The 25440-nt window shown below is 60.5% G+C and carries 23 protein-coding genes; 10 read left to right on the top strand and 13 right to left on the bottom strand.

The genetic code is table 11. The features are described from left to right. Positions 1-722: 722 nt before the first annotated feature. Positions 723-1115: a hypothetical protein gene (locus SAZ10_RS21610; RefSeq protein WP_318611433.1), complete on the top strand. Its 393-nt coding sequence runs from the start codon at positions 723-725 to the stop codon at positions 1113-1115. Positions 1116-1986: 871 nt separating this feature from the next. On the opposite strand, the gene SAZ10_RS21605 is transcribed toward SAZ10_RS21610, so the two are convergent. The 7 genes from SAZ10_RS21605 to SAZ10_RS21575 form a co-directional block, all read right to left on the bottom strand. Next, complete coding sequence (locus SAZ10_RS21605) at positions 1987-2133, bottom strand: hypothetical protein (RefSeq protein WP_318611432.1); 147 nt, start codon at positions 2131-2133, stop codon at positions 1987-1989. A 212-nt stretch (positions 2134-2345) separates the two neighbouring features. Continuing rightward, a complete protein-coding gene (locus tag SAZ10_RS21600) occupies positions 2346-3638 on the bottom strand; it encodes an adenylate/guanylate cyclase domain-containing protein (protein WP_318611431.1) in 1293 nt (430 codons plus the stop codon). 548 nt (positions 3639-4186) lie between these two features. Further along, complete coding sequence (locus SAZ10_RS21595) at positions 4187-5470, bottom strand: FAD-binding oxidoreductase (RefSeq protein ID WP_318611430.1); 1284 nt, start codon at positions 5468-5470, stop codon at positions 4187-4189. A gap of 12 nt (positions 5471-5482) precedes the next feature. Further along, the gene (locus SAZ10_RS21590) at positions 5483-6247 is read right to left on the bottom strand and encodes an amino acid ABC transporter ATP-binding protein (protein WP_412535275.1); all 765 of its coding nucleotides are present in this window, start codon (positions 6245-6247) and stop codon (positions 5483-5485) included. Between the two features lie 29 nt (positions 6248-6276). After that, the gene (locus SAZ10_RS21585) at positions 6277-7104 is read right to left on the bottom strand and encodes an amino acid ABC transporter permease (protein ID WP_318611428.1); all 828 of its coding nucleotides are present in this window, start codon (positions 7102-7104) and stop codon (positions 6277-6279) included. 120 nt (positions 7105-7224) lie between these two features. After that, positions 7225-8112, bottom strand: coding sequence for an ABC transporter substrate-binding protein (locus SAZ10_RS21580; protein ID WP_318611427.1), 888 nt, complete (start codon positions 8110-8112; stop codon positions 7225-7227). Between the two features lie 99 nt (positions 8113-8211). Next, the gene (locus SAZ10_RS21575) at positions 8212-9672 is read right to left on the bottom strand and encodes an aldehyde dehydrogenase (RefSeq protein ID WP_318611565.1); all 1461 of its coding nucleotides are present in this window, start codon (positions 9670-9672) and stop codon (positions 8212-8214) included. 323 nt (positions 9673-9995) lie between these two features. Here SAZ10_RS21575 and SAZ10_RS21570 point away from each other — a divergent pair, with 323 nt between their 5' ends. Genes SAZ10_RS21570 through SAZ10_RS21555 form a run of 4 tightly spaced genes read left to right on the top strand, consistent with a single transcriptional unit; the run spans position 9996 to position 13263 of the window. Next, positions 9996-10742 carry a UTRA domain-containing protein gene (locus tag SAZ10_RS21570; protein ID WP_318611426.1) on the top strand — a complete coding sequence of 249 codons (747 nt, stop codon included), beginning with the start codon at positions 9996-9998 and terminating at the stop codon, positions 10740-10742. A gap of 18 nt (positions 10743-10760) precedes the next feature. Then, the gene (locus tag SAZ10_RS21565) at positions 10761-12086 is read left to right on the top strand and encodes a UbiD family decarboxylase (RefSeq protein ID WP_318611425.1); all 1326 of its coding nucleotides are present in this window, start codon (positions 10761-10763) and stop codon (positions 12084-12086) included. A 2-nt stretch (positions 12087-12088) separates the two neighbouring features. After that, positions 12089-12688 (top strand): UbiX family flavin prenyltransferase, encoded by a 600-nt coding sequence (locus SAZ10_RS21560; protein WP_318611424.1) that lies wholly within the window; start codon positions 12089-12091, stop codon positions 12686-12688. A gap of 23 nt (positions 12689-12711) precedes the next feature. Next, complete coding sequence (locus tag SAZ10_RS21555) at positions 12712-13263, top strand: TIGR02444 family protein (RefSeq protein WP_318611564.1); 552 nt, start codon at positions 12712-12714, stop codon at positions 13261-13263. 292 nt (positions 13264-13555) lie between these two features. Here SAZ10_RS21555 and SAZ10_RS21550 read toward each other — a convergent pair whose 3' ends face one another. From SAZ10_RS21550 to SAZ10_RS21540, 3 genes are all read right to left on the bottom strand, one after another. Further along, the gene (locus tag SAZ10_RS21550; RefSeq protein ID WP_318611423.1) at positions 13556-13747 is read right to left on the bottom strand and encodes a VOC family protein; all 192 of its coding nucleotides are present in this window, start codon (positions 13745-13747) and stop codon (positions 13556-13558) included. A gap of 155 nt (positions 13748-13902) precedes the next feature. Further along, positions 13903-14064, bottom strand: a complete 162-nt coding sequence (locus SAZ10_RS21545; protein WP_318611422.1) for a Thivi_2564 family membrane protein — start codon at positions 14062-14064, stop codon at positions 13903-13905. 174 nt (positions 14065-14238) lie between these two features. Next, complete coding sequence (locus SAZ10_RS21540; RefSeq protein WP_318611421.1) at positions 14239-15153, bottom strand: alpha/beta hydrolase; 915 nt, start codon at positions 15151-15153, stop codon at positions 14239-14241. A 287-nt stretch (positions 15154-15440) separates the two neighbouring features. Here SAZ10_RS21540 and SAZ10_RS21535 point away from each other — a divergent pair, with 287 nt between their 5' ends. Beyond that, positions 15441-17204, top strand: a complete 1764-nt coding sequence (locus SAZ10_RS21535) for an adenylate/guanylate cyclase domain-containing protein (protein ID WP_318611420.1) — start codon at positions 15441-15443, stop codon at positions 17202-17204. 7 nt (positions 17205-17211) lie between these two features. Here the strand turns inward: SAZ10_RS21535 and SAZ10_RS21530 are convergent, their stop codons facing one another. The 3 genes from SAZ10_RS21530 to SAZ10_RS21520 all read right to left on the bottom strand — a co-directional run bounded on the left by SAZ10_RS21530 (position 17212) and on the right by SAZ10_RS21520 (position 20415). Continuing rightward, positions 17212-18003 carry a DUF1684 domain-containing protein gene (locus SAZ10_RS21530; RefSeq protein WP_318611418.1) on the bottom strand — a complete coding sequence of 264 codons (792 nt, stop codon included), beginning with the start codon at positions 18001-18003 and terminating at the stop codon, positions 17212-17214. A gap of 609 nt (positions 18004-18612) precedes the next feature. Beyond that, positions 18613-19695, bottom strand: coding sequence for an ROK family transcriptional regulator (locus SAZ10_RS21525; RefSeq protein ID WP_412535274.1), 1083 nt, complete (start codon positions 19693-19695; stop codon positions 18613-18615). Between the two features lie 78 nt (positions 19696-19773). Further along, positions 19774-20415: an SGNH/GDSL hydrolase family protein gene (locus SAZ10_RS21520; RefSeq protein ID WP_318611416.1), complete on the bottom strand. Its 642-nt coding sequence runs from the start codon at positions 20413-20415 to the stop codon at positions 19774-19776. Positions 20416-20862: 447 nt separating this feature from the next. On the opposite strand from SAZ10_RS21520, the gene SAZ10_RS21515 reads away from it, so the two are divergent. The 4 genes from SAZ10_RS21515 (at position 20863) to SAZ10_RS21500 (ending at position 25432) form a co-directional block, all read left to right on the top strand. Beyond that, the gene (locus SAZ10_RS21515) at positions 20863-21903 is read left to right on the top strand and encodes a substrate-binding domain-containing protein (protein ID WP_412535273.1); all 1041 of its coding nucleotides are present in this window, start codon (positions 20863-20865) and stop codon (positions 21901-21903) included. Positions 21904-21994: 91 nt separating this feature from the next. Beyond that, positions 21995-23488 (top strand): sugar ABC transporter ATP-binding protein, encoded by a 1494-nt coding sequence (locus tag SAZ10_RS21510; protein ID WP_318611414.1) that lies wholly within the window; start codon positions 21995-21997, stop codon positions 23486-23488. Between the two features lie 23 nt (positions 23489-23511). Further along, complete coding sequence (locus SAZ10_RS21505) at positions 23512-24474, top strand: ABC transporter permease (RefSeq protein ID WP_412535272.1); 963 nt, start codon at positions 23512-23514, stop codon at positions 24472-24474. Between the two features lies 1 nt (position 24475). After that, positions 24476-25432 (top strand): ABC transporter permease, encoded by a 957-nt coding sequence (locus SAZ10_RS21500; protein ID WP_318611412.1) that lies wholly within the window; start codon positions 24476-24478, stop codon positions 25430-25432. The last annotated feature ends 8 nt before the right edge of the window (positions 25433-25440 follow it).

The following is a 25440-nucleotide window of genomic DNA, read 5'->3' as shown; positions in this document are numbered from 1 at the left end:
CGCGTCACGCAAAGCGGGGGCGCGTGGTCGGTGTAGGAGGAGTGCTCTCGCGACCCAGATTGTCGTGCGGGCTGAGCGCGGGGGGTACCGGTGAAAATCTGACGTTTGATATCGGGGCTGAAACACCAGTTCCGGAGTCAGCGCGAGGCGGTGTTCCGAGCATCCTACCGTGCAAGTTGACCCTAGACCACCTTACCTGCAGCTCAAGCAAAGGTCGTGAACTGACCCGAAGTTGCCCTTCCATGCTATTTGGGGAACGGCTGACCTGGGGTGGGAAGCGGACTGGCGCGTTATAGGCGCGAGACTAGTAAAGCGGTCGGTGGTCACACCAGAGGTACTAGTCCACTCCTCACCTAACAGGGCTCTCGCCTGAGTGAGGTCACAGACACATGCTTGGAAATAGTTCCTAGCGGTGCGCCGTGGCAAGTTGCACCGCGAGGCCAACGAACACGAGGCCTGCAGCGCGGTTTAGCCAGAGTTGGTTACGATCCGATCGTCGCAGCCAACGCGCCAGTGAGCCTGCCATCAGCGAGATAAGCGCAAAATCAGAACCGTTCGAAATCCGTGTCCGCCAGACATCGTTTGCCAAACTTTGACTAGTCGGCCGCTCCCGGATTTCTACCGTGCCGGCCACAGGCGGTCCAAACTGATTGAGCATGCTCGTAAGCTCGGCTAACTTCGAAACGACAGACAACACTGATTATTCTATGAAGGGGGCGAACATGAATTCGATCGGTTCGGTGATCGGCAAGGGACTGCTTGTGGCTAGTCTGTTTATGTCGGCGGGATCGGCGCTGGCGGCGAAGAGCGATGACGGTTTCGCAGCGTTCTGGACTCAATTCAAGGCGGCCGTCGGCAAGAGCGACCAAAAAGCCGTATCGCAGATGATCAAATATCCAATCTATTACAATGACGAACTGCAAGCAGATGACTTCCCAGTGATCTGGGAGGGTGCTTTCACAAAGGCGCAGCGGAAGTGTCTTGCCAAGGGGAAGCCGGTCAAAGACACCAACGAGGGTAATGTAACGTATTCCGCTTTCTGCGGTTCGCTTATCTACGTCTTTGGCAAGGATGGAGCCGACTGGAAATTGACGGACTTTGCTGAAAACGATTGATCGCCCGCCTTAGACCCGCCAGCGGTTCTTAGCTTGCTGGGCAGGGCGGTGCCGCCAGCGGAATCGCATCCACTATGCCGGGCTGGGGCTGCCCCCATGTCGATAGCAGACGGAACGGCGCGCCAGAGGAAACCTGCTCGGGCGGGCTGGCTGGCTTACGCGCGCTGCGATGGATCAGAGCAAGACCAGCTGCCCGACACGCCGGGGTTGAAGCGGCGGCTTTCGGGAACCTAGAGAGCCTGTTGGAATGTGTGAAATGGGTCGGATTGCGACGTTCGCTGCGTCCAAGGCGATGTCCGGAGTTGGCGCAACCAAGTCCTTGCGGCTGTTGAACAGGGGCCACGGGGATCTGTACCGGAAGGCGAAGGAATGACCGGCTTTCAGCCTTGCAATTGTCAATGTGTCTAACGAGGGCGTGCCACGGCATGGCTCATGCTGAGCTTGCAGCCTGTTCGTAATGGCGTCGCCTCGTGGTATCTGGTGGCAGCACATAGAGAACTTGGATAGAGGCGAGGAACTATCAAAAGGACGGGGATTGCTGTCTCACTTGTGCGCACAGCGGAACAAGCCTCTGCAATCTCGTGCTATGACATCGGCAACATGAGTTGCAGCAAGGTACATGCGACCATCCAGTCCTAAGGTGCCACGATCCCGCGTTATCGATCACCCCGCACCGGCGCCATGCTCCACAATCGATCTGTGAGCAATCGCCGCTATTGCGGGAGTGGCGAGGCTGCCATTCGTGCGAGCGTACCGACATCTGACCGTGCATTTTGCCCAGTCAGCAAATGTGTCCTGTCCGCTGAACTCAATGGGCGATAAGGGGGCAGCGTCATCTCTCGCGGCGCGAAGACGAAAATCGCTACTGCGGTCAGTTGGTTGATAGGTTTTTGAGCCCCAGCTGCGCCAGCCACTCCTCTTCGCTCAGTTCGATCATTTGGCCGCTGAGGCCCGTCTCGTGCGCCACCTCGACCTGCCGCCTTTTGATCAGCAAGCCAGTCAGTTTGGCGATGCCCATGCTTGCGGCGAGAGCGGCGCGCCTTTGCGGAGGATCTCAGGCCAAAGCGATGCAGGACGCCTCTTCCAAATCGGCGACCAGACTATCACGGGTGACCTCGGCCCGTGCGGTGGTTCTGCCCTGCAACCGGCGGTGGATCGCCTCTGGGTCGCGGTTCGGGCAGCAAGAGCGCGCAGGACTTGGCACCCGCCTGCCGAGGGAGAAAAAGGCGATTACGCGTCGCCGTGCGCTCGAAGAAGGTAATAGACCGCCATCGGGCCTTTGCCCTTGATGTCAATCACACCTCGCTGCTCGAACGCATACGCTCCATCGAGCAGCATGTAGACGGCTTCCGTCACCTGGATGCGACCCGGCGATCCGAAGGCTTCCATGCGGGCCGCCGTGTTTACCGTATCCCCCCAGACGTCATAGAACAGCTTGCGCTTGCCGAGCACGCCGGCGACAGCGGGCCCGGTGTGAATGCCAATCCGCACGGACACCTCTTCACCGATCTCATCACTCAAGTCGCGCACCGTCTCCAGCATGTCGAGCGCCATGTTCGCAGCCGTCGCCACTTGCTCGGGCTGAGCTTCCGGCAAGCCGCCAGCAACCATATAGGCGTCGCCGATCGTCTTGATCTTCTCCAGGCCATGCTGCTCGGCCAGGGCATCAAAGGACGAGAAGATCCGGTTGAGAAAAGCAACCAGTTCCTCCGGCGTCAGAAGGCTCGCCTTGGGCGTGAAATTCACGACGTCTGCAAAGAGAAGTGTCACCTGGTCATACTTGTCGGCGATGATCGATTGCGGCTCACGCTTGAGTCGCGCTGCTATCTTGTCAGGCATGATGCTGCTCAGCAGCGCTTCCGAACGGGCGTATTCGGTTTCCAGCGCCGCCTCCGCTTGTCTCGCCATGTACATTGCAAGGTACACGAAGCCGGTGCTGATCGTGGCGCTGCCGATGACAGCGATTGTCTTGATCACCCCGGCGACGGCCGGTGTGATTGGCGACCACTCGCTGAAACGCGGCAGTTCGAACTCGACGAACAGGAACGTGCCGACCAGGAGACAGATCATGGCCACGGCCATCGGAAGGCGGTCCGTCCCGTAGAATACGATCAGAACGCCGGCGGCGAGCAACCAGAACTGCATGCCCGCGGCTGAGCCCACGATCAAGCCAAAGACAACGAAGGCTAAGGCGTTCTGGACCGCTATCCAGGTGATCGCTGCGATTTCGCTGTAGCGATGCAGGAAAGGCGGCACAAGAAGGAGCGGCACATTCACCAGGAGCGCAAATGCGAGCAGCTTCAGGGCGGACCAGTCGAACAAAGCATAGAATGCAGCAAAGACCAGATAGGACGCGAGGACAAAGGCGTTGAGGACATTGACCTGCCGCAGGCGCCTCTGGGTGGCCGGCGGATAGCCTTCAATTCCGAAGTCACGGACCCTCTTCGCTATGTCGGCGACGCGGCCATATCCCGGCGGCCACCTGACCGGGCCGGCAAGATTGGGAAAGAAGTCGATGTTCATCCGAGTGCCCCCGGATCCTTCGATGGCAATTATGCTCTCGGTGCTAGGGGGCAGCAAAGCCCAACTTCTCAAATCCCTGGTGGGCCATTGCCGCTGCAGATGATAGCGGCCCGAGCGTGCAGTGGTCTGATCGTCATTGCTGCATGTGAAAACTCGTCGGCGCAGGTATTGAGCGCGAGCGAGGCAAGCCATCCTATGCCGGCATGGCATCGCCCGACGATGGCCGCTATTTCGGCTCGGCCTTCATCGCCCCAGCGTGACCGTCTCTATGAACTCGCCGAGGCGAGAGGCGGCCGAATGCCGGCCGGGTATGAGCCAAAGAAGAGCTTCCCCGATTCACGGCCATGACCCAAAGCCGACCTATGTCTTGCACATAGCGGATGGCTGCTTCGCGCCGCATCTCGGTCACTGAGTCAACTTTGCCTTTCGCCTGGAAGCAGACATTCCGACTGGCATTGTACCAAGTCGGGTCTGCGCCTGATGACGGGCCTCCGTGAGCGGAAGCCAAGCTCCTGAATTAACCTATCAGATATTCGAGTTGAACTGCCTCACAAGGCGATCCGCTTCTTCTCGAAGCGCATTGGCGACAGGCTCGAGATGTCAACTGGTGACCGTCGTCCTCCAGCCAAATCGGAAAGGACCTTTCCGGCCATTGGGCCCGGGCCAAAACCGTGTCCGCTGAACCCGGTTGCAACGAGCAGGCCCGATATGCGGTCGATGGCTCCCAACACCGGAACGACATCCGGCATGACGTCAATGATCCCTGCCCACGACGTCTCGACCTCCAGATCGGCCAGAGCTGGAAAGAGATGGGCAAATTCGCGCCGCGCCTGCTCCACCCGAAAGGGCTCGGGATGCGCAATGTCGCGGCTGGGCGGAAAATCGGCGAGCGGTGCGGTCGGCCTGCGCGGCAGCAGCCGCTTCAACGGCGCGAGATAATCTATGCGCGCCGCATCGGGATCGGACTTTCGAGCGGCCTTGTACTGCCGCATGTGACGCCAAGAATCCAGGCGCAGATCATACTCGCCTCCCGCCACGGATATCACGAAAGCCCCATTCAGATCCTGGCGGATTCCGGTCTGCTGGCCCGACACGCAGGCCGGCATCCTCAGGTCGCACCTGGGGAACGTTCGCGCGACTGTTGCTCGTATGACCTCCTGCGGCAGGTTCAATCCGATCGATCGCAAAAGTGCGGCGCTTCCGGCGCCGGCGGCAGCAATCACCGTGTCTGCCCGATAGAGCCGATCACCGATTTGAACGCCGGAGACTTGCCCGCCGCTGACGTCGATATGCGTCACGGGTTCGCCGAAGCTGAAGGCCACTCCGGCGTCGAGTGCGGCATCGAAGAACGCGCGGGTCGCTCGTGCGGGCTCGGCTTTCCCGTCAGTCGGCGTGTACATGGCCCCGACGATCCCGCAATCGGTCGCCAGCGGCGGTATCAAGGCATGCGTTTCCCGTGACGACAGCATGCGCGTGTCGAGGCCAAACTCTTCGACAGCGCGCCGCTGCCAGTCACTCCGTGAAACAAGATCCGCCTCGGAAAACGCCAGCGACAGGTTGCCGCCTTGTTGCCAGCCGACGCGGCGCCCCAGGTCTGCCTCGATCCTTTCCCAAATGCGCAAGGCGCCCATCATCAACGGGAGTTCCCGAAAATCCCGGTTCTGCTGACGTACAAAACCGAGGTTGCGACCGGATTGGGCGGATCCCGGCGCGTCACGCTCCATCATCAGAACGCGCATTCCACTCTGGGCGGCGTAATATGCCGCCGAGCATCCGACGATGCCCCCACCTATGACGATCACGTCCCAATCGCGTGTGGATTTCGCTCCCATCAGAGTGCCGTATCATTGCACTCTGGAGAGAAACGCCCGGGTCCGTTCGAAAGCCGGATTGTCGAGAACCTCGGCAGGCTTGCCGCATTCGACAATCCTGCCCGCCTCGACGAACGCTATGCGGTGACAAACTTCACGCGCGAACGACATCTCGTGTGTGACGACCATCATCGTCATGCCGTCAGAGGCTAGACCGCGCATAACGTCGAGCACTTCGCCGACCAGTTCTGGATCGAGGGCGCTGGTCGGTTCGTCGAAAAGGATGAGTTTCGGCCTCATGGCCAGCGCGCGGGCTATGGCCACACGCTGCTGCTGCCCACCCGAAAGCTGGCGGGGGTAGTTATGCATCCTGTCGGCCAGACCGACCCGGGTGAGCAGTTGAACCGCCCGCTCTTCGGCCTCCCGGCGCGGAATTCGCAGCACATGAACCGGTGCTTCCATTACATTTTCAAGCGCCGTCTTATGACCGAACAGGTTGAAGCTTTGGAAGACCATGCCGATGCGGGCGCGTTGCCTCGCGATCAGCTTCTCCGGCAGCTCGTAGGCGTGATTGCCGACCCGCTTGTAGCCGATCAACTCCCCATCGACCGTTATGCTGCCACTTTCGATGCGTTCTAAGTGATTCACGCATCGCAAGAGGGTCGATTTGCCGGACCCGGAAGGTCCGATCAGGCTAATGACCTCGCCTGCAGACACGGTGAGATTGATGTCGCGCAGGACAGGCAGATTGCCGAAACTCTTGGATACCCGGTCGAACACGACCATTGGAGCACGCATGGCTTGCCTGTTTTCCGGGGGAGAATGCATCATGTCGGCTGGCTCCGCGAACGAGCGAAGTGCCGTTCGATGCGGCTTTGCAGCCAACTGAGGGCGGTCGTTGCCAGCAAGTACCAGATGCAGGCGACAATCAGCAGCGGGATCGTCTGGAAGTTGCGGGAATAGATCGTCTGTGCCGAGTAAAGCAGGTCCGCGAGCGAGATCACGCTGACCAGGGATGACGTTTTCAGCATGCCGATCGTCTGATTGCCGGTTGGGGGAATGATCACCGGCATGGCCTGCGGTAGCACGATGCGCCAAAGCGCCTTTCTCGCTGTCATGCCGAGCGAAGTCGCGGCCTGGCGCTGGCCGGGGTCGACCGAAAGCAGGCCGCTACGGATGATCTCGGACATATACGCACCCTCATTCAGGCCCAGCCCCAGCACGGCTGCAGTGACAGGCGAAATGAGACTGTTGGTGGGCGCCGACACACCCCAAGAGGTAAAGGGGATACCGATGGAGAGTTCAGGAAACAGGGCTCCCAGATTGTACCAGAAGATCAGCTGGACGAGCACCGGAGTGCCGCGGAAAAACCAGATATAGGCGTTGGCTACGGTCGAGATCACGACGTTTGTGGACATCGCCATGACCGCGAAAACCGTCCCCAGCACGACGCCGATGACCATGGTGACGATTGTCAGCCAGACGGTGAGATAGAGTCCGGACAGAATGCGGGCGTCGAACAGATATTCGCCGACCACGGACCAGCCGAAGTTCGCGTTGCCCGCGATCGAAAACAGAAAATAGACGACCACCAACGACAGCAGGACTGCAGCCGCACGGGTTCCCCAGGAGCGGGCGGGGACGTAGATCAGCATCGGTTGTTCCGGCTGATGAGAGCCGGCGGACGGCTGATCACAATGCGTGGCTATGGACATGGTCGCTCGAGAGGTTGTGCAAGAGTAAGGGCCGACGGTATTCTCGTCGGCCCGTGGGCACTATTTCGTCGGCACGGTCTCAAGGTTGATTCCGGGCTCGTGCTCCATCTTCATGGGCTCGACGCTCCAAGCGGAATAGATCTTGTCGTACGCACCATCCGCGCGGATCTCTTTGAGCGCGGCCAACAGGGCCTTGCCCAGGTCTCCTTCATTCTTACGGAAAGCAATTCCGCTCGGCTTGCGCGGCAGGATGGGCATCGGCACGACCTTTACCGGGTGTGGCGCCGACTTTTTGATTTCCTGAGCCGATGCTGCGGAGGTGAGCACGAAGTCGGTGCGCCCGGAATAGACGGAAAGAAGCGTTGCGTCCGAAGTTCCAAATTCAGCAACGGTAGGCGCGGGCTTCCCCGACTCGCTGCAGGCGGCAGCCAACTCCGCCGTGATCATTCCGACCCATTCGGTACCACTCTGTGCTGCGCCCTTCAGGCCGCACAATCCCAGATGATCGTTGATCTCCGCGCCTTTTGACTCAAGCACGTAGGCCGATGACGTCGTGTATCCGTAATCGACGAAACTTACGACCGCCTGACGTTCTGCATTGTCGGTAATGCCTTCCATCGAGATGTCCCACCGGCCGGACTGAACTCCCGGGATCATCGAATCGAAGGCCACCGACGTCACTTCCATCTTCACTTTCAGCCGCTCGGCGATCGCATTCCAAAGATCGACCTCAAAGCCGACCATCTTCCCGGATTCGTCGATGTATTGGAACGGGGGATATTTGGCATCCGTGACCAGGTTGATGACGCCGGCGTCGCGATACTTCTTGGGCAGGAGGTCAGCCGCGCTCTGCGCATGGACAGCGCCACTTGCCAGCATCACTCCCGGAACAGCTATTGCGATTTTGGCTGCGATTCTACCGAGCCAAGGTCTATTGCTCGTTTGCATTTCCAAGTCTCCCATTGTTGATATGGCCCGGCTGCCGGCTTACATCCGGGCCCTTCTTCATTCGTCCGACCCCCGTGCGATTGTCGGACCCCTCGCCGATCAGCCGATGACGAAGGGATTGGCGATCTCTTCCGCGGTCGAGAGCCAGACGGCTTTGGTCTGCAAGAACTCGCGAATACCCTCGATGCCGTTCTCGCGACCGATGCCGCTCTTTTTGTATCCGCCGAAGGGTGTGGTGTATGAGACGTCCCGATAGGTGTTGACCCACACACTGCCGGCTTCCAGACGCTCGGACATCAGGATTGCGCGACGCATATCCGCAGTCCAAACGCCCGCAGCCAAGCCGAACTCGCTGTCATTCGCGATCGCAATGGCTTCTTCAGGGTCATCAAAGGCGATGGTGGCGAGCACAGGTCCGAACACTTCCTCGCGGGCGATACGCATGTTGTTGTTGACGCCTGCAAAGATCGTTGGCTCCACGAAGTATCCCGCTTGGCATTCAGCGATGTCAGGGCGCTTGCCTCCGAGAATCAGGTCGGCTCCTTCCTGGACGGCGATATCGATGTAACCCAGCACCTTCTCGTACTGCATGGAGTTGGCGATGGGGCCGATGCGCGTATCGGCATGTTTGGGGTCGCCGATGCGGGCGGTCTTCGTGAAAGCCGTGAGCTTGTCGATGAACTGGTCCTGCACTTTTCGGTGCACAAGCAGTCGCGAGCCGGCGATGCAGGTCTGACCCACCGCACCGAAAATCCCGCCGACCACGCCCCGAACCGCGTTGTCCAGATTGGCATCGTCGAAAACGATGTTGGGGGACTTGCCGCCCAGTTCCAGGCTGACGCGCTTGATGTCCTTCGCAGCCAGCGAGTAGAGGTGCGCGCCCGTGCGGGTAGACCCAGTGAAACCCACGTGCCGCGTAAGAGGGTGCGTTACCAGGGGCTCACCGACTTCAGGCCCGTAGCCGGTAACGACGTTTATGACGCCGGGCGGAAAGCCAGCTGTTTCGACCAGTTCCATCAGCTTGAGCGCGGTTGCCGAGGTATATTCGGCCGGCTTCATCACGAGCGTGCAGCCTGCTGCGAGCGCCGGCGCCGCCTTGAGCGAGAACAGGAATAGCGGCGCGTTCCAAGGTACGATGCCGATGCAGACACCAAGTGGTTCGTGCCTCGAGAAACTCAACGCCTTCTTGTCGCAGGGATGAACCGCGCCCTCGATCTTGTCCGCAAGGCCGGCATAGTAGTGATACCACCGCGGAATGTAGCGGATCTGGTGCCGCATCTCGGCCAGCAGGCGGCCGTTGTCGCGCACCTCTATCTCCGCAAGCGCATCGGCGTTTTCCTCGATCAGCTCCGCAAAGCGCTGAATGATGCGACCACGCAGGCTCGGGTGCATCGTGCGCCATGGGCCATCGGCGAAGGCTTTGTGCGCGGCGCGGACGGCCCGATCGGCGTCTTCAGCGTTGCCCCGCGGCACCAAGGCCCAGGGCCTGGCTGTGAAGGGGTCTATCGTTTCCAGGTATTGGCCCGAGGCGGGAGCTACCCATTCGCCGCCGATATACATTGCTAGCTTCGGCAGATTTTTGGTCGGCACGTTCCCTCCCACACTGTGTTTGTCACACCCGAAAACCCGAGGCGAGACTCAGTCTCTCATACATTTGGGTGTAAAATGATATATGTTTTGAGTGAAACTGATATTTTTTAACCTGTCAACAGGCTGATGTTTGTCGGCGCAAATAGCCCATTTCTGGTGAGAAAGGGCGAGTTCGATGCGGGGAGTTCCGATAGTCGGGGCTTTCACGGCCGCCTGAAGGAAAGATTCGAGTTGATAAGAACCGCATTTGTGTGAGAGTTTCGGGCGAATAATGATATCACTATGGGTCTACCGTGAATTCCGATCTTCCCCTTTACGAAAAAATCAAGACCGCGATCGATCGCCGCATCGAGACGGAGGAATGGCCCGCTAACTTCCAGGTCCCGTCCGAGGGGGATCTTGCCGGGGAATTCGGGGCTTCCCGGCTGACGGTGCGGAGGGCGCTGCGCGAATTGCAAGCTGATGGCCTGCTGGTGCGCATTCAAGGCCGAGGCACGTTCGTCATCGGACCGCGAATGCAATGCGCGATATTCAACCTGCCGGATATCACTGAGGAGATTTCGTCATCCGGCGGAGCTCACAGCTGCCGCGTCCTGCAACACTCGATCCTCGGGAAGGACAGTCCGGCCCGCAACATGCTCCAACTGCCGCCCGAAGAGGTGGTCTACTTCACGCGGCTCATACATTTCGAAGACGGGACCCCGATCCAGCTCGAGGATCGGTATGTCAACGGTGCGGAGGCGCCCAGTTACATCGAACAGGATTTCACCAACGTCACCCCGCACACATGGCTCCTTCGCGAGACCACGGTGACCACGATTGACAACACCATCCGGGCCATTCGTGCGGATGAAGACGTGCGCAACCTTCTGCAGATCGATGGGAGCCAGCCCTGCCTGCTGCTCGATCGCTCCACCTGGCGTGAAGGAATTCCAGTCACCCGCAGCCGCTTCATCTATCCCGGCGACCGCTATCGTCTGCGTTCGACCCACGAAGCTCGCACAAATCGCATTCTTAGCATGCCCGGCAAGGGCCGCTGATTCCGTCCGGAGGATCGTATGAGAGAGTTTGTCCGCAAGCTTGAAGAGCGAGGAGATGTTCTGCGGGTCGACCGTGAGGTTGATCCTGCCCATGAGCTTGCTGCGGTTACCCAACTGGCCCAGAAGAAGTGGGCGAAACCGGTGCTGTTCACGAATGTGAAGGGAACCCGGTTTCCCGTGATCACCAATGTCTACAGCACACGCGAGCGCCTGGGCGAGATCATCGGTATTGATGCTGGCGACTTTTGTCGGCAATGGAGCAAGCTTGCCTCGTTGGGCACGTCCGAGTTGAAAGAGCCGCTCGTTCCCGCGACGGAGCTTCCGGCCTACGAGGAGGTCAAGCTCTCAGACCTGCCGCTCATAACCTACTCCGACAAGGACGGGGCTCCATATTTCACCTCGGCCATGTTCATAGCCAAGGACCCCGAGACGGGGGTCGGCAACCTGTCCTACCATCGGTCCATGTATATCAGCGATGGTGAACTGCGTTGCCGCCTCGCGCCGCGTCATCATCTTACAATCTACCATGAGAAAGCCGAGAAGATGGGCAAGCCGCTTGAGGCTGCCATGCTGATCGGTCCACCTGCACACGCTTTCCTGACTGCGGCGGCACCGCTGCCCTACGATGTGGATGAGCTCGAAGTGGCCGCGCGCCTGCGCGGACGGCCCATCGCGATGCGGAAGTGCAACCACATTGACCTGGAGGTGCCAGCGGAGACCGAGGTTGTGATCGAAGGGCGCTTCTTGCCCAACGAGCGCCGTCCGGAGGGCCCTTTTGGCGAGTTCATGGGCTACTACGTTCCGGTCGGGCCCAACGCCGTATTCGAAGTGCTCGGCGTTACTGTGCGAAAGGACGCCCTATTCCACTCGATCCTTTGCGGTTCGCCCGAAGAAGTGCTCACGCTCGAGCTTTCGGTGTCAGCCAATATCTACCAGCGACTGTCTGCGGCACTGCCAGGCATTGTTAATGTCACCTGTCAGCCATTCGTGAATCACGCGATCGTCCAGATCGAGCCCGCGTTCGAAGGTCACGCGCGGCAAGTGATGCTCGCCACGATCGGGGCAGAGCCCATATGGGCGAAGCAGATCACCGTCGTCGACACGGACGTCAACATCTACGACATGGATGACGTTCAGTGGGCCATTCTCACACGCTGTCGGCCCGACAAAAGCATGATGATCATCCCCGATACGCCATCGTTCTACCGGGATGAAAAGAAGGACCATTGGGGCCGCCTTTTGGTGGACGCTACGAAGCCTTGGGGACGAGAGCGCGAATTTGAGCGCAAGCGGTTGCGTATGGCCGATCAGGTTCGTGCCGAAGACTGGTTCCCAGGCCAGTAATCATGACGCCGCGACGTCTCATCGTAGGAATCTCCGGTGCATCGGGGGCAGCGTACGGCGTCGCGGCGCTGGAGATGGCCCGGTCCGCAGGCATCGAGACACATCTTGTGGTCTCCCGGTCTGCCATGCTGACGCTTCATCAGGAACTCGGCCTGCACAAGGCCGATCTGGAGGGACGCGCCGATGTGTTCCATCCGGTTTCCGATGTCGGCGCGACCATAGCGTCGGGGTCGTTTCGCACCATGGGGATGCTTATCGCGCCTTGTTCGGTGCGGACCATGTCGGAGATCGCCACCGGCGTCACTTCCACCCTGATGAGCCGCGCCGCGGATGTCGTCCTTAAGGAACGGCGCCGTCTTGTTTTGATGGTCCGCGAAACCCCTCTTCATTTGGGCCATTTGGAGACGATGGTGCGCCTCACGCAAATAGGCGCGATAATCATGCCGCCTGTCCCGGCCTTCTATGCAAGGCCGACGAGCATTGGCGAAGTCGTCAGCCATTCCGTTGCTCGAGCACTGGACCTCTTCGACATTGATACGGGTGCAATCAAGCGCTGGGGCGGGCTCAAAGCAGGCATTCGCGATACGCTGCTTTCCGAATGAGAAGAGCCGCGTCTTCAGCCTGACTGAAGGAGACCGTTCAGCTGACATCTCAGAGGGTTAACAACGAAAAGGCGCCGGCCGATCTCTGGGCGTTCATGCTCAGCGTCTATTCGCGCCCCGGTGTTGCGCCGGCATGCCTGCGATTACAGGACGACCATGGGCTCGACATTCCGCTGATGCTGGCGGTGTTGTACGGTGGGGTAACCGGGCGCGTTCCAAGTTCGGAACAAATCCGAACATTTGACCAGAACTGCCGCGTCTGGCGCGAGACCGCCGTTCGGCCTTTGCGGCAGGTCAGGCGCGCAATGAAGTCGCACAATTGGCTCGCATCCCAGCCGCGGATCCTTCTTCTGCGTGAGCGCGTCAAAGCGGCCGAGTTGGATGCAGAGAAGGTCGAGGCGGAGGTTCTTGAGCAGATGCTCGGGGAAATCCTGCCGTCCTCCAGGCTGTGCGATGTTGAAGGGCTGCTCGATCTGACGGTTTCGGTCCTTGATCTCTATGATCCCGAACGAAAGGAATGGTTGCCGTCGGACCTCAACGCGATCGCAGCCGCCGTGCTGCTCACAGTGAAATGACACAGATCTGCATGGTCGCCGGCCCTTGTGCGTTGGTCTTTGGTTCTGCTCGGGGCAGACATTGCGGTGACCACTGGAGGTCCTGATCGCGCCCGATATCGGCCGTAGGGCTCAGCTTTGTCGCTTCCTAAAGCAGACGGCGCCAGCGACACGCTGGAGGGTCGTGATTGCGCCAAACTTCAAAGGGTGGCCGCTCGATACCGGGCGGGAGCGCGGCGCTCGTCTAATGTGCCGTGCTCGTCATGAACAAACCAGTCCAGCAACATCGTCACGCTGGCTCCATTAAGCTGATCTATGGCTGCTGCTGCAGAATTCCGGTGGACTGCGCGACTTCGATGAGATGACCGTCGGGGTCCTTCATGTAGCCGCGGATCTCGGATCCGCGGTCCTTGGGCTCGGTAAGAAACTCGGCGCCGCGCCTTTTCCATTCGCGGTAGACAGCCTGGATGTCCGCGACGGGGATGTTTAGGGCGCTCGTGAGCACGTGCGGGCTCTGGGGCGGCGCAGCGATGACGCCCGGTTTGTCGTCCGTCGGGCCGCCGCCGTCTGACGCCCGGATTAGATCCGGGCTGCCGCTCTATCCGTTTGTTTTTGTAGCATTGGTGCAACGCCTCGTAATCCCACTTGGCTGCAAATGCTCTAGAAAACGGCGAGGTATCGCAGCAGCGAAACTATTCCGATGATAACGACGATGGCCTGAGCAATCTGCTTGGTGCGACCGTCGAGCGGCAGTCGGTTGATGAGCCAGAGCACCAGCACGACGACCAGGAACGTGATCAGGACACTGATAAGTATGCTCATTTGAGGACCAATCATGATGTAGCGCAATCAAGCACTACAACGCGGGGTAGTCAGCGCGGTTCCGGACGCAGGCAGCCGATGCGCCGCAGTTCCCTCGGTCCACGCGAATGGAATGCTTCCTGGCCGACGACGACACACCTTGAGGACTTGCAGCTCGTCCGGGACATTGACGGGTCAGGGGTTAGGCGAAAACAGCGTTGCTGGCATCGGGTCGTTCCCGTTCTCGCTTTTCCGTTGGGTACGCCTGATAAAGTCGACGATGAGAGATCCGGCCACGGCCGCGTGTGTCTCGAGGACGAAGTGTCCAGCGTCGAAAATGTGGCCTTCCATTCTCGGCAGAGCCTGCATCCACGACAGTGTCTCGGGGAGATCGAAGAATGCATCGTGTCTTCCCCAGAGCATCAGGGCAGGCGGCTGCCGGCGTGCGAGATATTCGGCGATAGCGTCGAACCGGGCGACATAGTTCGCATAGTCCGCGATCAGCGCCCGCTGTGTGTCCATCCGGCCTGGCAATTGCATTACCCGCCAGTCCTCTTCCCAGCTTGAGGCCGGGATCCGCGCGGCTACGTCCGGCGGGACGTTGGCGATATACTGGTCGCGCGTGCCTTCGAATGTCAGATGCGCGGTCGCCGCTGCCTCGTTTTCCGGGCTCGGCTGCGACCAGTAAGCCAGCGTCCCGGCCCATTGCGGTCCGAAGCCCGTTTGATGAGCGTTGGCGTTCTGAATGATGAGGCCCAAAACCCGCTCTGGCGCCTGCATAGCGATGTGTAAGCCTACAGGGGCCCCGAAATCATGGAGGTAGACATAGCGTGACCCGATTCCGAGCCGATCCAGCAGTTCCGAGATTGTCTGACCGAAGGCGGCAAACGAGACCACCGGCAGGACATCGGATTCGCCAAAGCCGGGCAGATCGGGCGCGATCACGTAAGCGGCCTGCGACAGCTCGGATATGACCCCACGGAACATTCGCGACGAGCTTGGAAATCCGTGCAAAAGCAGCAAGGCAGGCTTGGACGCTTCGCCTGCCGTGATGAAGGACAACTCTGCGCCGCCGGACAGGCGAATTCGTTGCCGGATCGCCGGGCGCATCTCCAGGCCTCCGCGTTTGCAACTTCTGATCTTTTTGCAATGCCTAGGTTGAGCCAATGTTCCCGTGAGAATTGAAACCTGGAATGTATCCCGGCGGCCTCGTCGCGAAGGCAAGACGGAAATCCACCCAAGCGGGACGCTGGCCTCGGGTATCGAGCCTTTGATTTTTCACCGCCAGCAAGGTAGGGAGCGGATGCTCTTGGCCTGCACGTCGTAGAGCTGAATGGACTTGGCAGCGCTGTGCCACTAAAATTTATTTAGCTGCATGCCAGGAAGCACCCGCCTCCATGTCCAAAAACCCCATTCAGCGCCGGCTCGTCGCCATTCTGGCCGCTGACGTGGTCGGGTACAGCCGGCTCATGGAGCGGGATGAGACAAGCACGCTGACGGAACTGAAGGTGCGCTGGGGCGAGGTGGTCGAGCCGCTCGTCGCCAGCCATCAAGGTCGCATCTTCAAGAGAATCGGCGACGGGATGCTCGTCGAGTTCGGCAGCGCGGTTGCAGCCGTCGAATGCGCGGTGGAGCTGCAGAAGGCCATGGCCGCGGCGAATGAGCGTGATGCCTCGGATCGGCCCATCGTGCTGCGCATCGGCGTCAATCTCGGTGACGTCATGGTCGAGGGCAGCGATCTCTACGGAGATGGCGTCAATGTTGCTTCCCGCATAGAAGGGCTTGCGCAGCCCGGCGGGGTGGCGATTTCAAGCGCCGTCCACGAGCATATGCGTGGTCGCCTCAGCATCGATTTCGTCGACAGCGGCAGCCACGAGGTCAAGAACATCGAACGCCCGCTGCATATCTGGAGCTGGTCGCCGGACGGCGACGCGGTCGTGACCTCGGAGGTAGCGGGAAATGCGCCGCAGCCGCCGCAGAGCAAGCCGTCGATCGCGGTCCTGCCGTTCGACAACATGTCGGGAGATCCCGAGCAGGGCTATTTTGCCGATGGGATCACCGAGGACATCATCACCGATCTGTCGAAGGTCTCTGGTCTCTTCGTCATCGCGCGGAACTCCTCCTTCGCTTACAAAGGCCTCGCGCCGGACGTGCGTAAGGTGAGCCGCGAACTCGGGGTCCGCTATGTGCTGGAGGGAAGCGTGCGCAGGGCTGCCGGCCGGGTGCGCATCAACGCCCAGATGATCGATGGCACCACGGGCGGCCATCTCTGGGCCGAGCGCTACGATCGCGATCTCGAAGACGTCTTCGCGGTCCAGGACGAGGTGACCCGCACGATCGTCGAAGCTCTCAAGGTGAAGCTGACCGCCGAGGAAGAAGCGCGGCGCGAGAGCCGCAGCAAGATCGATCCGCAGGCGTATGATCTGCTCGTCCGTGCCCGGCAGACGCTTTTGCAACTGCGGCCCGAAGCAGCCGTGGAGGCGCGCCGGATGCTGGAGCGCGCGATCGAGATCGATCCGGGACTGGCGCTCGCCTATGCGCGGCTCTCGATCATCAGCTTCGCTGAATACGCCAATCAATGGAACAACGCGACGGCCGAAAACATGACGCGGGCATTGGAGCTGGCGCGCCAAGCGATCGCATTGGACGACACCGAACCGCAAGGCTACACCTCGCTTGCCATAACTCTTTCCTGGATGCGGCGTCTGGACGAGGCGGAACAGGCCGCTGAACGAGCCGTTGCGCTCGCCCCCAATCTGGCCGACGCCTATACCGGCCTTGGCAACATAAGAGACTTCCAGGGTCGGCATGAAGAAGCGGTCGCGCTCTACACCAGGGCCTTCCGTCTCGATCCGCAGTTCGATATGTCGCTGCATTTCATGGGCCGGGCTCTGCTTGCCCTTGGCCGCTTCGACGAGGCAGAGATCGCCTTCAAGCGACGCTTGACCTTGACCCCGCGCTCGGACATGTCGCGCTTCTATCTGGCCTGCCTCTATGGTCTCACCGGGCGCTACGAAGAAGCGCGCCGCTTTTGGCAAGAGACGCTGGAGGTTAATCCGAAATTTTCCGTCGACCACCTCAGGCGGGCTCTGCCTTACAAAGATCCCGCCCTGTTCGATCGGCTGGTGAAGGGACTCCGGGACGCGGGCGTCGCGGTGTGAATACAGTTCAGGACTTCAATGCCAATTCGCCGGCAGCGATCCGGACAGGCAGGACATTCTGAGGCGGAGGCAGCGGGCAGACGGCGTGGTCCGTGAATGCGCAGGGCGGGTTGATCGCCTTGTTGAAGTCGAGCACGATCGTATCCGGGCCGATGTCCTCGCCGAACAGGAAGCGCGAGGCGGGATAGGTTTCCTTGCCCGAAGTCAAATCCCTGATGACGAATTGCGGCGCTTCGGGAGTGCCGTGGGTCGGCAGCAATTCGTAGCGCACTCCATCGCGCGTGAAGGCGGCCTTGTGGGTGATGGTCACCTCGGTGGGGATGCCGATCATGGTATCGACGGTCGTCACCACCGGCTGCTCCAGGGTCAACCAATCGGCGACAAAGCGCCAGGCCGGATCGATCGGGAAATAGTCGATTCCGGCAAAATTCGCTGGAGCCGAGGATTCGCGGTCGCGGATACGCAAAGCGTTCTGGCCGGCGAGGGTGGTCACTTCCATAAGCAGCCGGCCGACGACAAATCGCACCGGCTTCTTGTCGAGCGTCAACCGGGTTGGCGCGCCGCCCGCGGCAGGCACGAAGCTCACTTCGCCGGCGCTTGTTTGGGTGAGCTGTCCGAGATGGGCCGGGCCGACCGGAAGCACGATGTCGTTGTCTTGCGAGCTGCCGACGGTCACCGAGCCTGGCTCCAGCCACCAGCGACCGATGATGTTCAGCCAGCCATCCTCCGCCTTCAGGCGGGCGAGGCGCTCGGCGCGCCAGTCTTCGATGCTGCCGGCGTAGTCCTGATTTGATGTCATGCTGTTTGCCTTGATCGATATGCGGGCGAGGGCTTATGTCGGCAGGGTGGGAGCACTTGCGAGAAGCTTTTCGCGACGGTGACAAACCATCTGACCGCTTGATAGTAAAGCGTGATGGCGGCATTGCCGAAGAGACCGCGAAACTTGGCGCCCCACGTTGCCCCTCTGTCCTGTCGGACATCTCCCCCACCAGGGGTGAGATTGGCTGTAATTAACAAGGCGAGGGCGCACCGAGTTATTTTGCGCGCTGTGAAAGTCGCTTGCCGCAGCCTTTCAGCGCTGCAAAGCCATTTGCACGGTAGAGGATCATATAGACAGCTTCAAGATTTTAACCGTTGGCGCTGCCCCTCACCTGGCTGCCGCCATCCTCTCCCCGTAAACGGGGAGAGGCAGGACTGCCGCTTTGATTTCGCCAATCGCCAGCGTTGCAGAGGAAGCGCCTTCAAAAACGGCGGGCGTGCTTCTCCCCGTTTACGGGGGAAGTGCCCGGCAGGGCGATGAGGGGCAGCGCCGACGGTCAAAATCTACCATCAACGCTATCAACGGCAATGCTCTGTCCGGCCTCTTACGCCTCCATAGCGGCAAGCGCCCTGTTGCGCCTGGCGGTCGTCACTCAACCATGAATCTAGAGCTGAAGGGCAAGCTTGCGGCGCCAACCGCTTTCGGAGCTGGCGTGATGTTGCCGGCGATCGCCTTCACGCCAGTCAGGTTTGCCTCCAGCCTGCGGCAGATGTCGCGGCAAATCATTTGCGGTGCATAAGACGACAGGACGACGGTTTCGAACTCGACGAACTGGCTTACCGCATCGAGCGACCGCGCCATTTGGTCGATCAGGTGCTTTTCCCAACTCTCGAGTAGGTCGCCGTAATCGGGCCAGGTGCCCGTGCGTTCCCATAGCGGACCGGAAGGCTGGCCGTGCTTGGCAAGCTCCCTCTCCAATGCGGTGATCCCGACATCGAAGCTCACCGGTGAGTTGCCGTTGTAGATCTGGTGGTTCAGCACCAGCCGGCCATGCAGCATCGCGCCGAGAAAGAAGTACATGTAATTCGTGAGCGACTTGGCGACGCCAAACATGCTTTCGCCACTGGCCGCGGCAGTGATGTCGTTCTGGACGAAAACAGAAATGCCCAGCTGCTCCTCGATCTCATCCTGCAGCGCCTTGAAGTAGGCTTCGTCGTTCCTGCCGTTCGAGGAGCTCTGAGGTAGCGCGAGACCAATACCGGCAAGACGCTCGCGTGCCTTCTTCGGCAACATCGAGATTGCTTCGCGAATGGTCCCCAGAAATTGCGAATGATTGCTGGCGCGGTCGACCTCCGGGTTCGGCAGGGTCGTGTGGAAGCGGACCTCGCCGACGAAATCGATCAACACCACATCGGTGTGACGATTGCCGACGCTGATGCCGATCGAGAAGGCGCCCTCCGGATTGAGTACGATCGGAACGGTGGGCGGACCGACACGTCCCTTTTGCGCCTCGCCCTTGGCCACCAGCCCCTCCTGCTCGAGCGAGCGCACAAGTACCGATACGGTTTGCGCGGAAAGGCCTGTTCGCTCTCCGATCTCCAGGCGCGTGGTCGACGCCTTCTGCAACAGCAGAGAGAGGACAAGGCGCTCGTTATAGCTTCTGACGCTCACCGCGTTCAGGCCGGAGGCGCGATCCGCGATGCGAAGCGGGTTCGGCGGCGCAAAACGCATGTCAGGCATGGACATGGTCCTCATCAGGTTGCGCGTCGCCAACCCATCCAGGAGTAAAATGCTCGGCATTTGGGCGGATCATTTCCAACCGATCGCCTCCACTTCGCGAGCGAGCGCTACGCCGAGCATCTCATGGGCTTCGCGGTTGATGTGAAAACCGTCGAGAGGATCGCATTCGGCAACCGTGCCGGCGTCGAAGAAATGCACCTCCAGCGAATCCGCCATGATCTCGAACTGGAGGGCGAGCTCACGGGATTTTTGCGGCGCGTTCCGGAAAATTCCCTCCCAGGCCTTGATGTCGTCGAGCATCGGCGGCGGCGAGACGATCATGATTTCCGGGGGCTGGCCGCCCGGTCCTGGCGCAAGCTCCTTGATGTCATGAATGAGGCACCCAACGCCCATGGCGACTTCGGAGGGCGGCTGATTGAACCGGGCCTTCAGATCGTTCGTGCCCAGCATGATGATTATCAAGTCCAGAGGCGCGTGGCTCATCAGGCAGGGGCGCAAGTAGGTCCGACCATTCTTGCCGGGACCTTCTATCGGATCGTCGCGGACGGTTGTCCTGCCGCTCAACCCTTCCTCGATTACATGCCAGGCATTGCCCAGCTCTCGCGCGAGGACACCGGGCCAACGTTCTTCATATGCGTAGCGGTCGAGCGTCAACCCGCCCGGAATCTGACCGTGGGTATTCGAATCTCCGTAGCATAGGACTGCGCGCATGACGGATTCATCCAGAATCATCCAGCCAAAACAGGCAGTTGACCGACATGTCGGCCAATCGCAGGTTGGCCCATTCATCGCATCGTCGACGCGCCATGGCAAGGTGGAGAGATATTCATTCAATCTGAATAACTATTGACACTTCCACTCCTCCGTGGTTAGTCGGCAATGGGAGGAGGAACTTCCGCCAGCTACGAGACAGGGCAGCGCCGTTGTCGAGTGTCGTTTGATGCTCCTTCGGGCGAACGGTTTCGTGCGGCCGAGATTCCCCGTTCTCCAAGCAACCCATTCGCCGCGATCCGATATTCGGACGGGCAGATGGTGGCCTGAACACCTGGAGGGAAGGGTGAAGCCGAACTCCAGGAGCCCGGGCAGGGAAGTCTATTTAGGCTCAACACGGAGGAGCGCTCGATGAAACATAGTTTTAAGGCCTTTGCCGCGACCGCAATGGTGGTCGTGACGGCAATGGCCAGTCCGGCACTGGCTGAGGATGTGCAACTGATGGACGGCGTTACGGCCCGCCCCGGCGACAATCCGGTTGTCGAGGCCGGCAAATACAAGAAAGATTGCCCCTGGGTGATCGGCATGAGCGATTTCGGCGTCAATGCGAACACCTGGACGGTCCAGGTCGCGCACGAGGCCGAGGCGGCAGCCGCAAAGAACAGCTGCATCAAGAAGTTCATCCTGCTCGATGCCGGGTTCGACCAGAAGAAGCAGGTTGCGGACATCGAAGACCTGATCGCGCAGAAGGTCGACGCCATCATTGTTCAGCCGGTCACCTCGACCTCGGCCAACGCATCGATCGAAAAGGCGGTCGCTGCCGGCATCCCCGTCATCGTCCACACGGGGCGCATCGAAACCGACGGCTTTACCACCGAGATCCAGGGCGGCGCGGAGCATTTCGGCAAGGTGATGGGCGACTGGCTCGTCAAGACCGTCGGCAATGACGGCAAGATCTGGGTGCTGCGCGGCCTGGCCGGCCATCCGGAAGATACCAACCGCTATAATGGGCTGCTGCAGGCCCTCAAGGGCACGAATGTCAAGATCATCGCCGAGGAACATGGCGACTGGCAGTACGACAAGGGCAAGAGCGTCTGCGAGACGCTTTACCTCAACAATGCCGATGTCGACGGCATCTGGTCATCGGGTGCCGACATGACCCGCGCCTGCGTCGACGTGTTCAAGCAGTTCGGCGCCAAGATCCCGCCGATTTCGGGCGAAGGCAACAACGGCTTCTTCGGTCAGTGGATTCATGACGGCTTCGAGTCCATTGCGCCGGAGTATGGCCCCACTCAGGGAGCGGCCGGGGTTCGCGCGGCGGTGGCCCTGCTCGAGGGCAAGGAACTCCACAAGCACTACGACTACAATCCTCCGGGTTGGGACCTCGCGAAGGCCAAGCAATATTATCGCGACGATCTCTCCGCCAATGTGTGGTGGCCCTCCGAATTGCCGGAAGAGAAGCTCAAGGAGTTCTACGGCAAGAATTAGCATCTCCCGAGCCGCCATGCCTGCCGGAGCCGGAGCGCCGGCAGGCATGGTGTCCGGGGGGAAACCTCGCATCGCCGGGACGGAGGCTGCGATGGCCAATCTCATCGAAATGTCCAATATTTCGAAGTCCTTCGGCGGCAGCCTAGCCGTCGACCGGGTTTCGCTCGAATTGCTGCCGGGGACCGTCCACGCGCTGATGGGCGAGAACGGTGCCGGCAAGTCGACCCTGATGAAGATCCTCGCGGGTGTCCATCAGCCGGACAGTGGAGAGATTTACAGGAACGGTCATAAGGTCTCGTTCGCCAATCCCAAGGAAGCGCTCGATTCCGGCATTTCGACCGTCTTCCAGGAACTGTCGCTTCTCACCAATCTGACCATCGCCGAGAACATGTTTCTAGGCCGGGAGCCGGTCACACGGTTTGGAACCGTGGATTACCCCCTAATGAACGCTGAGACGAAGAAAGCGCTGGGCGAACTCGGGCTCGATCTGGACCCGGAGACCCTCGTCTCGGAACTGTCCATTGCCGAGAGGCAGTTCGTCGAAATCGCGCATGGCATCAAGGCGGCCGCCGCCATCTTCATTCTGGACGAGCCTACGGCCGCATTGAACGCGGCCGATGTCGAGATCCTGAACAAGCACATCAGGCGCCTGCGCGATGCAGGAAAGGCGATCGTCTACATCTCGCACCGGATGGATGAGATTTTCGAGATCTGCGACACCGTCACGGTCCTCAAGGACGGCAAGCTCGTCGGCACGCGGCCCTTGTCGGAAGTCACGCCCGCGTCGCTGATCGCCATGATGGTCGGCCGCGAGCTGCAGGATCTGTTTCCCAGCCGTGGATCGGCAGCCGGCGAGATCGTTCTGGGCATGGAGCAGTTCAAGATCGGCGCTTCGACGGCGCCTTTCTCGATCAGCGTCCGCAAGGGGGAGATCGTGGCCCTTGCCGGTCTCGAGGGGCAGGGGCAACAGAGGCTGCTGCGCTCGCTTGTAGGGCAGTTTCAGCCCTTCAGCGGCAAGGTCACGATCAAGGGCAAGCCGCTTCCCCTGCCGGTTCCCCTGGGCTCCGGAATCCGCATGCTGCAGGCGGCCGGCGTCGGTTTCGTGCCGGAGGATCGCAAGCAGGAGGGCCTGTTTCTCGGGCTGCCGATCGCGCACAATATCGCCGTCGGTCTGCATTCTCGGCACCGGGAGCTCTCTCTTGCGAAGAACTATCGCAAGACGATCGATGCTGCGATGAGGAGCCTGAACATCAAGGCGCCGAGCGCGTCGGTCGCCGTGGGTTCCCTGTCCGGCGGCAATCAGCAGAAGGTTCTGCTTGGCCGTTACCTCTCATCGAACCTTGACATCCTTCTCGTGGAAGAGCCCACCCGCGGCGTCGATATCGGCGCCAAGTCCGAGATCTACAAAATGCTTCGAGATTTCGCGAACCGCGGTGGCGCCGTCCTCGTCCTCTCCCGCGAAACCGTCGAGCTGATCGGTCTCTGCGACCGGATCTACGTCGTCCACAACAATACTGTCGTCTCCGAGCTCGCGGCAGAGAAGGCGACAGAACACACCATCCTCGACGCGGCTTTGAGCGCATGACGGCTACAGCGAACTCGAAAGAAATGAAGAGCCCGCTCGCCAGGCTGCTGAGGGGCAATCGGAGCCGGCAAGGCCTGTGGCTGGTGCCAATGCTGATCGCGCTCGCGCTCGCGCTCGTCCTGGCGTTTCGCACGGATCAATTCCTCACCTCGGAAAACCTGTTCAACCTGGTCGCTCAGGCCATGCCGCTGGTCATAACGGCGATCGGCCAGATGTGCGTGATCGTCGTCGGAGGGCTCGACCTGTCGGTCGGGTCCGTCATCAGCTTCACGACGGCGGTGCTGGCCCTCGGTGGTCCGGGATATGTTCTCATTCCGGCAGTCTTCGCGCTGGCGGCACTTATCGGCGTAACGAACGGCCTAGCGGTGACCCGGCTCAATGTGCACCCGATCATCGCCACCCTCGCAATGCAATATGTCGTGCTCGGCATCGCCCGGATCCTGCGTCCGGTGTCCGGCGGCACGGTTCCCGACATCGTCATTCAATCGGTCGGGGGTTCCATTCTTGGCATCCCGATGCCGGTTTTCTGGGGCATCGCGGTCATACTAGTGGCCTGGAAGCTGATCCATGGATCGCGCTTCGGCCTGCATCTTTTCGCGATCGGCGGCGGCATCGCCGCCGGTACTGACGACGCGGCCCGCAACTTCGGAGTGGCCGACAAGCGAAACATCGTGCTCGCTTATGTGGCGTGTTCCTGTTTTGCAGCGCTTGCCGGCGTGTTTCTCGCTGGCCGGATCGTCTCTGGCGATCCGAATGTGGGTCTGCTGTTCGAGCTCGACACGATCGCCGCCGTGGCCATCGGCGGAACGCAACTGGCCGGCGGCATAGGCAGCCTGCACGGCACCATCATTGGCGCTCTGGTCCTGGCGCTGCTGTCCAACGGCATGAATTTGCTCAACGTGTCGCCCTTCATTCAGACGGCGATCAAGGGCAGCATTCTCCTGCTGGTGGTAGGGCTGCAATCCCGCAAGAAGATGGGGCTTTGACATGGCCGCCGTGTTGAGCACTCCAATCGTTCAGCGGATCACGAAAGTTCCGCCCGCCTATTATGTGTTTGCCGCGCTGTTGATCGTCCTGTCGGTCGCCAAGCCCAACATGCTGAACATCAACGTGATGGGCATCTTCATCCGTCAGGTAGCACCTCTCGGCATTCTGGTGCTTGGTCAGCTCCTGGTCATGCGGGTCAGGAGCATCGATCTCTCGGCAGGCGGCGTCATCCTGCTGATCAACTACTTTATCTCCTCGGGGCTTTTTCCCGGAGTCTCGCTCTCCTTCTTCATCGTGCTCGCGCTCGTGACCGGCACTCTGATCGGGCTCTTCAATGGTCTGATGATCGGAAAGCGCCGGGTATCCGCGGTGATCACCACGCTCGCCGTCAGCATCGTTCTGATCGGCATCGTGCAATATCTGTCGAGCGGCAAGCCTCCCGGGGACGTGCCGTCGATCTTCAACGACATCTACAACACGAAACTGGGGCCTGTGCCGTCGCCGGTCATCTTCTGGTTCGCGCTCACGCTTGCCATGGCTCTGTTCCTGTCCAGGACGGTGTTCGGCCGCTTCGTGATGTCGGTGGGCGAGAGCGCTGAGGCGGCGCATTTCTCGGGCGTCCCGGTCGAGCGCACCGTCATACTGGCGCATACCATGGCCGGCTTCATCGCGGGCGTTGCCGCGCTCGTGCAGACCGCGTCGATCGCAGTCGGCAGCGTACGCGTCGGTCTCGACCTGCCAATTCTGGCCGTCGCCGCGACCATCCTTGGCGGTGTCGTCTTCGGTCGAGGCGAGGGCGGTGTCTGGGGCCCGTTTTTCGGTGTGCTGTCCTTCGCGCTGCTGTTCGTGGTGATGACGACGTTCGGGATCGGCGATCCCGGCAAGCTGATCGCGCAAGGGCTGATCATCCTGCTCGCGGCAGTCTTCTACGGTCTGAGAACCGCCAGGCCGCGCTGATCAAACAC

Source organism: Mesorhizobium sp. BAC0120 (genome assembly GCF_033542235.1).
Taxonomy (GTDB): Bacteria; Pseudomonadota; Alphaproteobacteria; order Rhizobiales; family Rhizobiaceae; genus JAWRCU01.
This window is presented reverse-complemented; position numbering and strand designations above follow the sequence as displayed.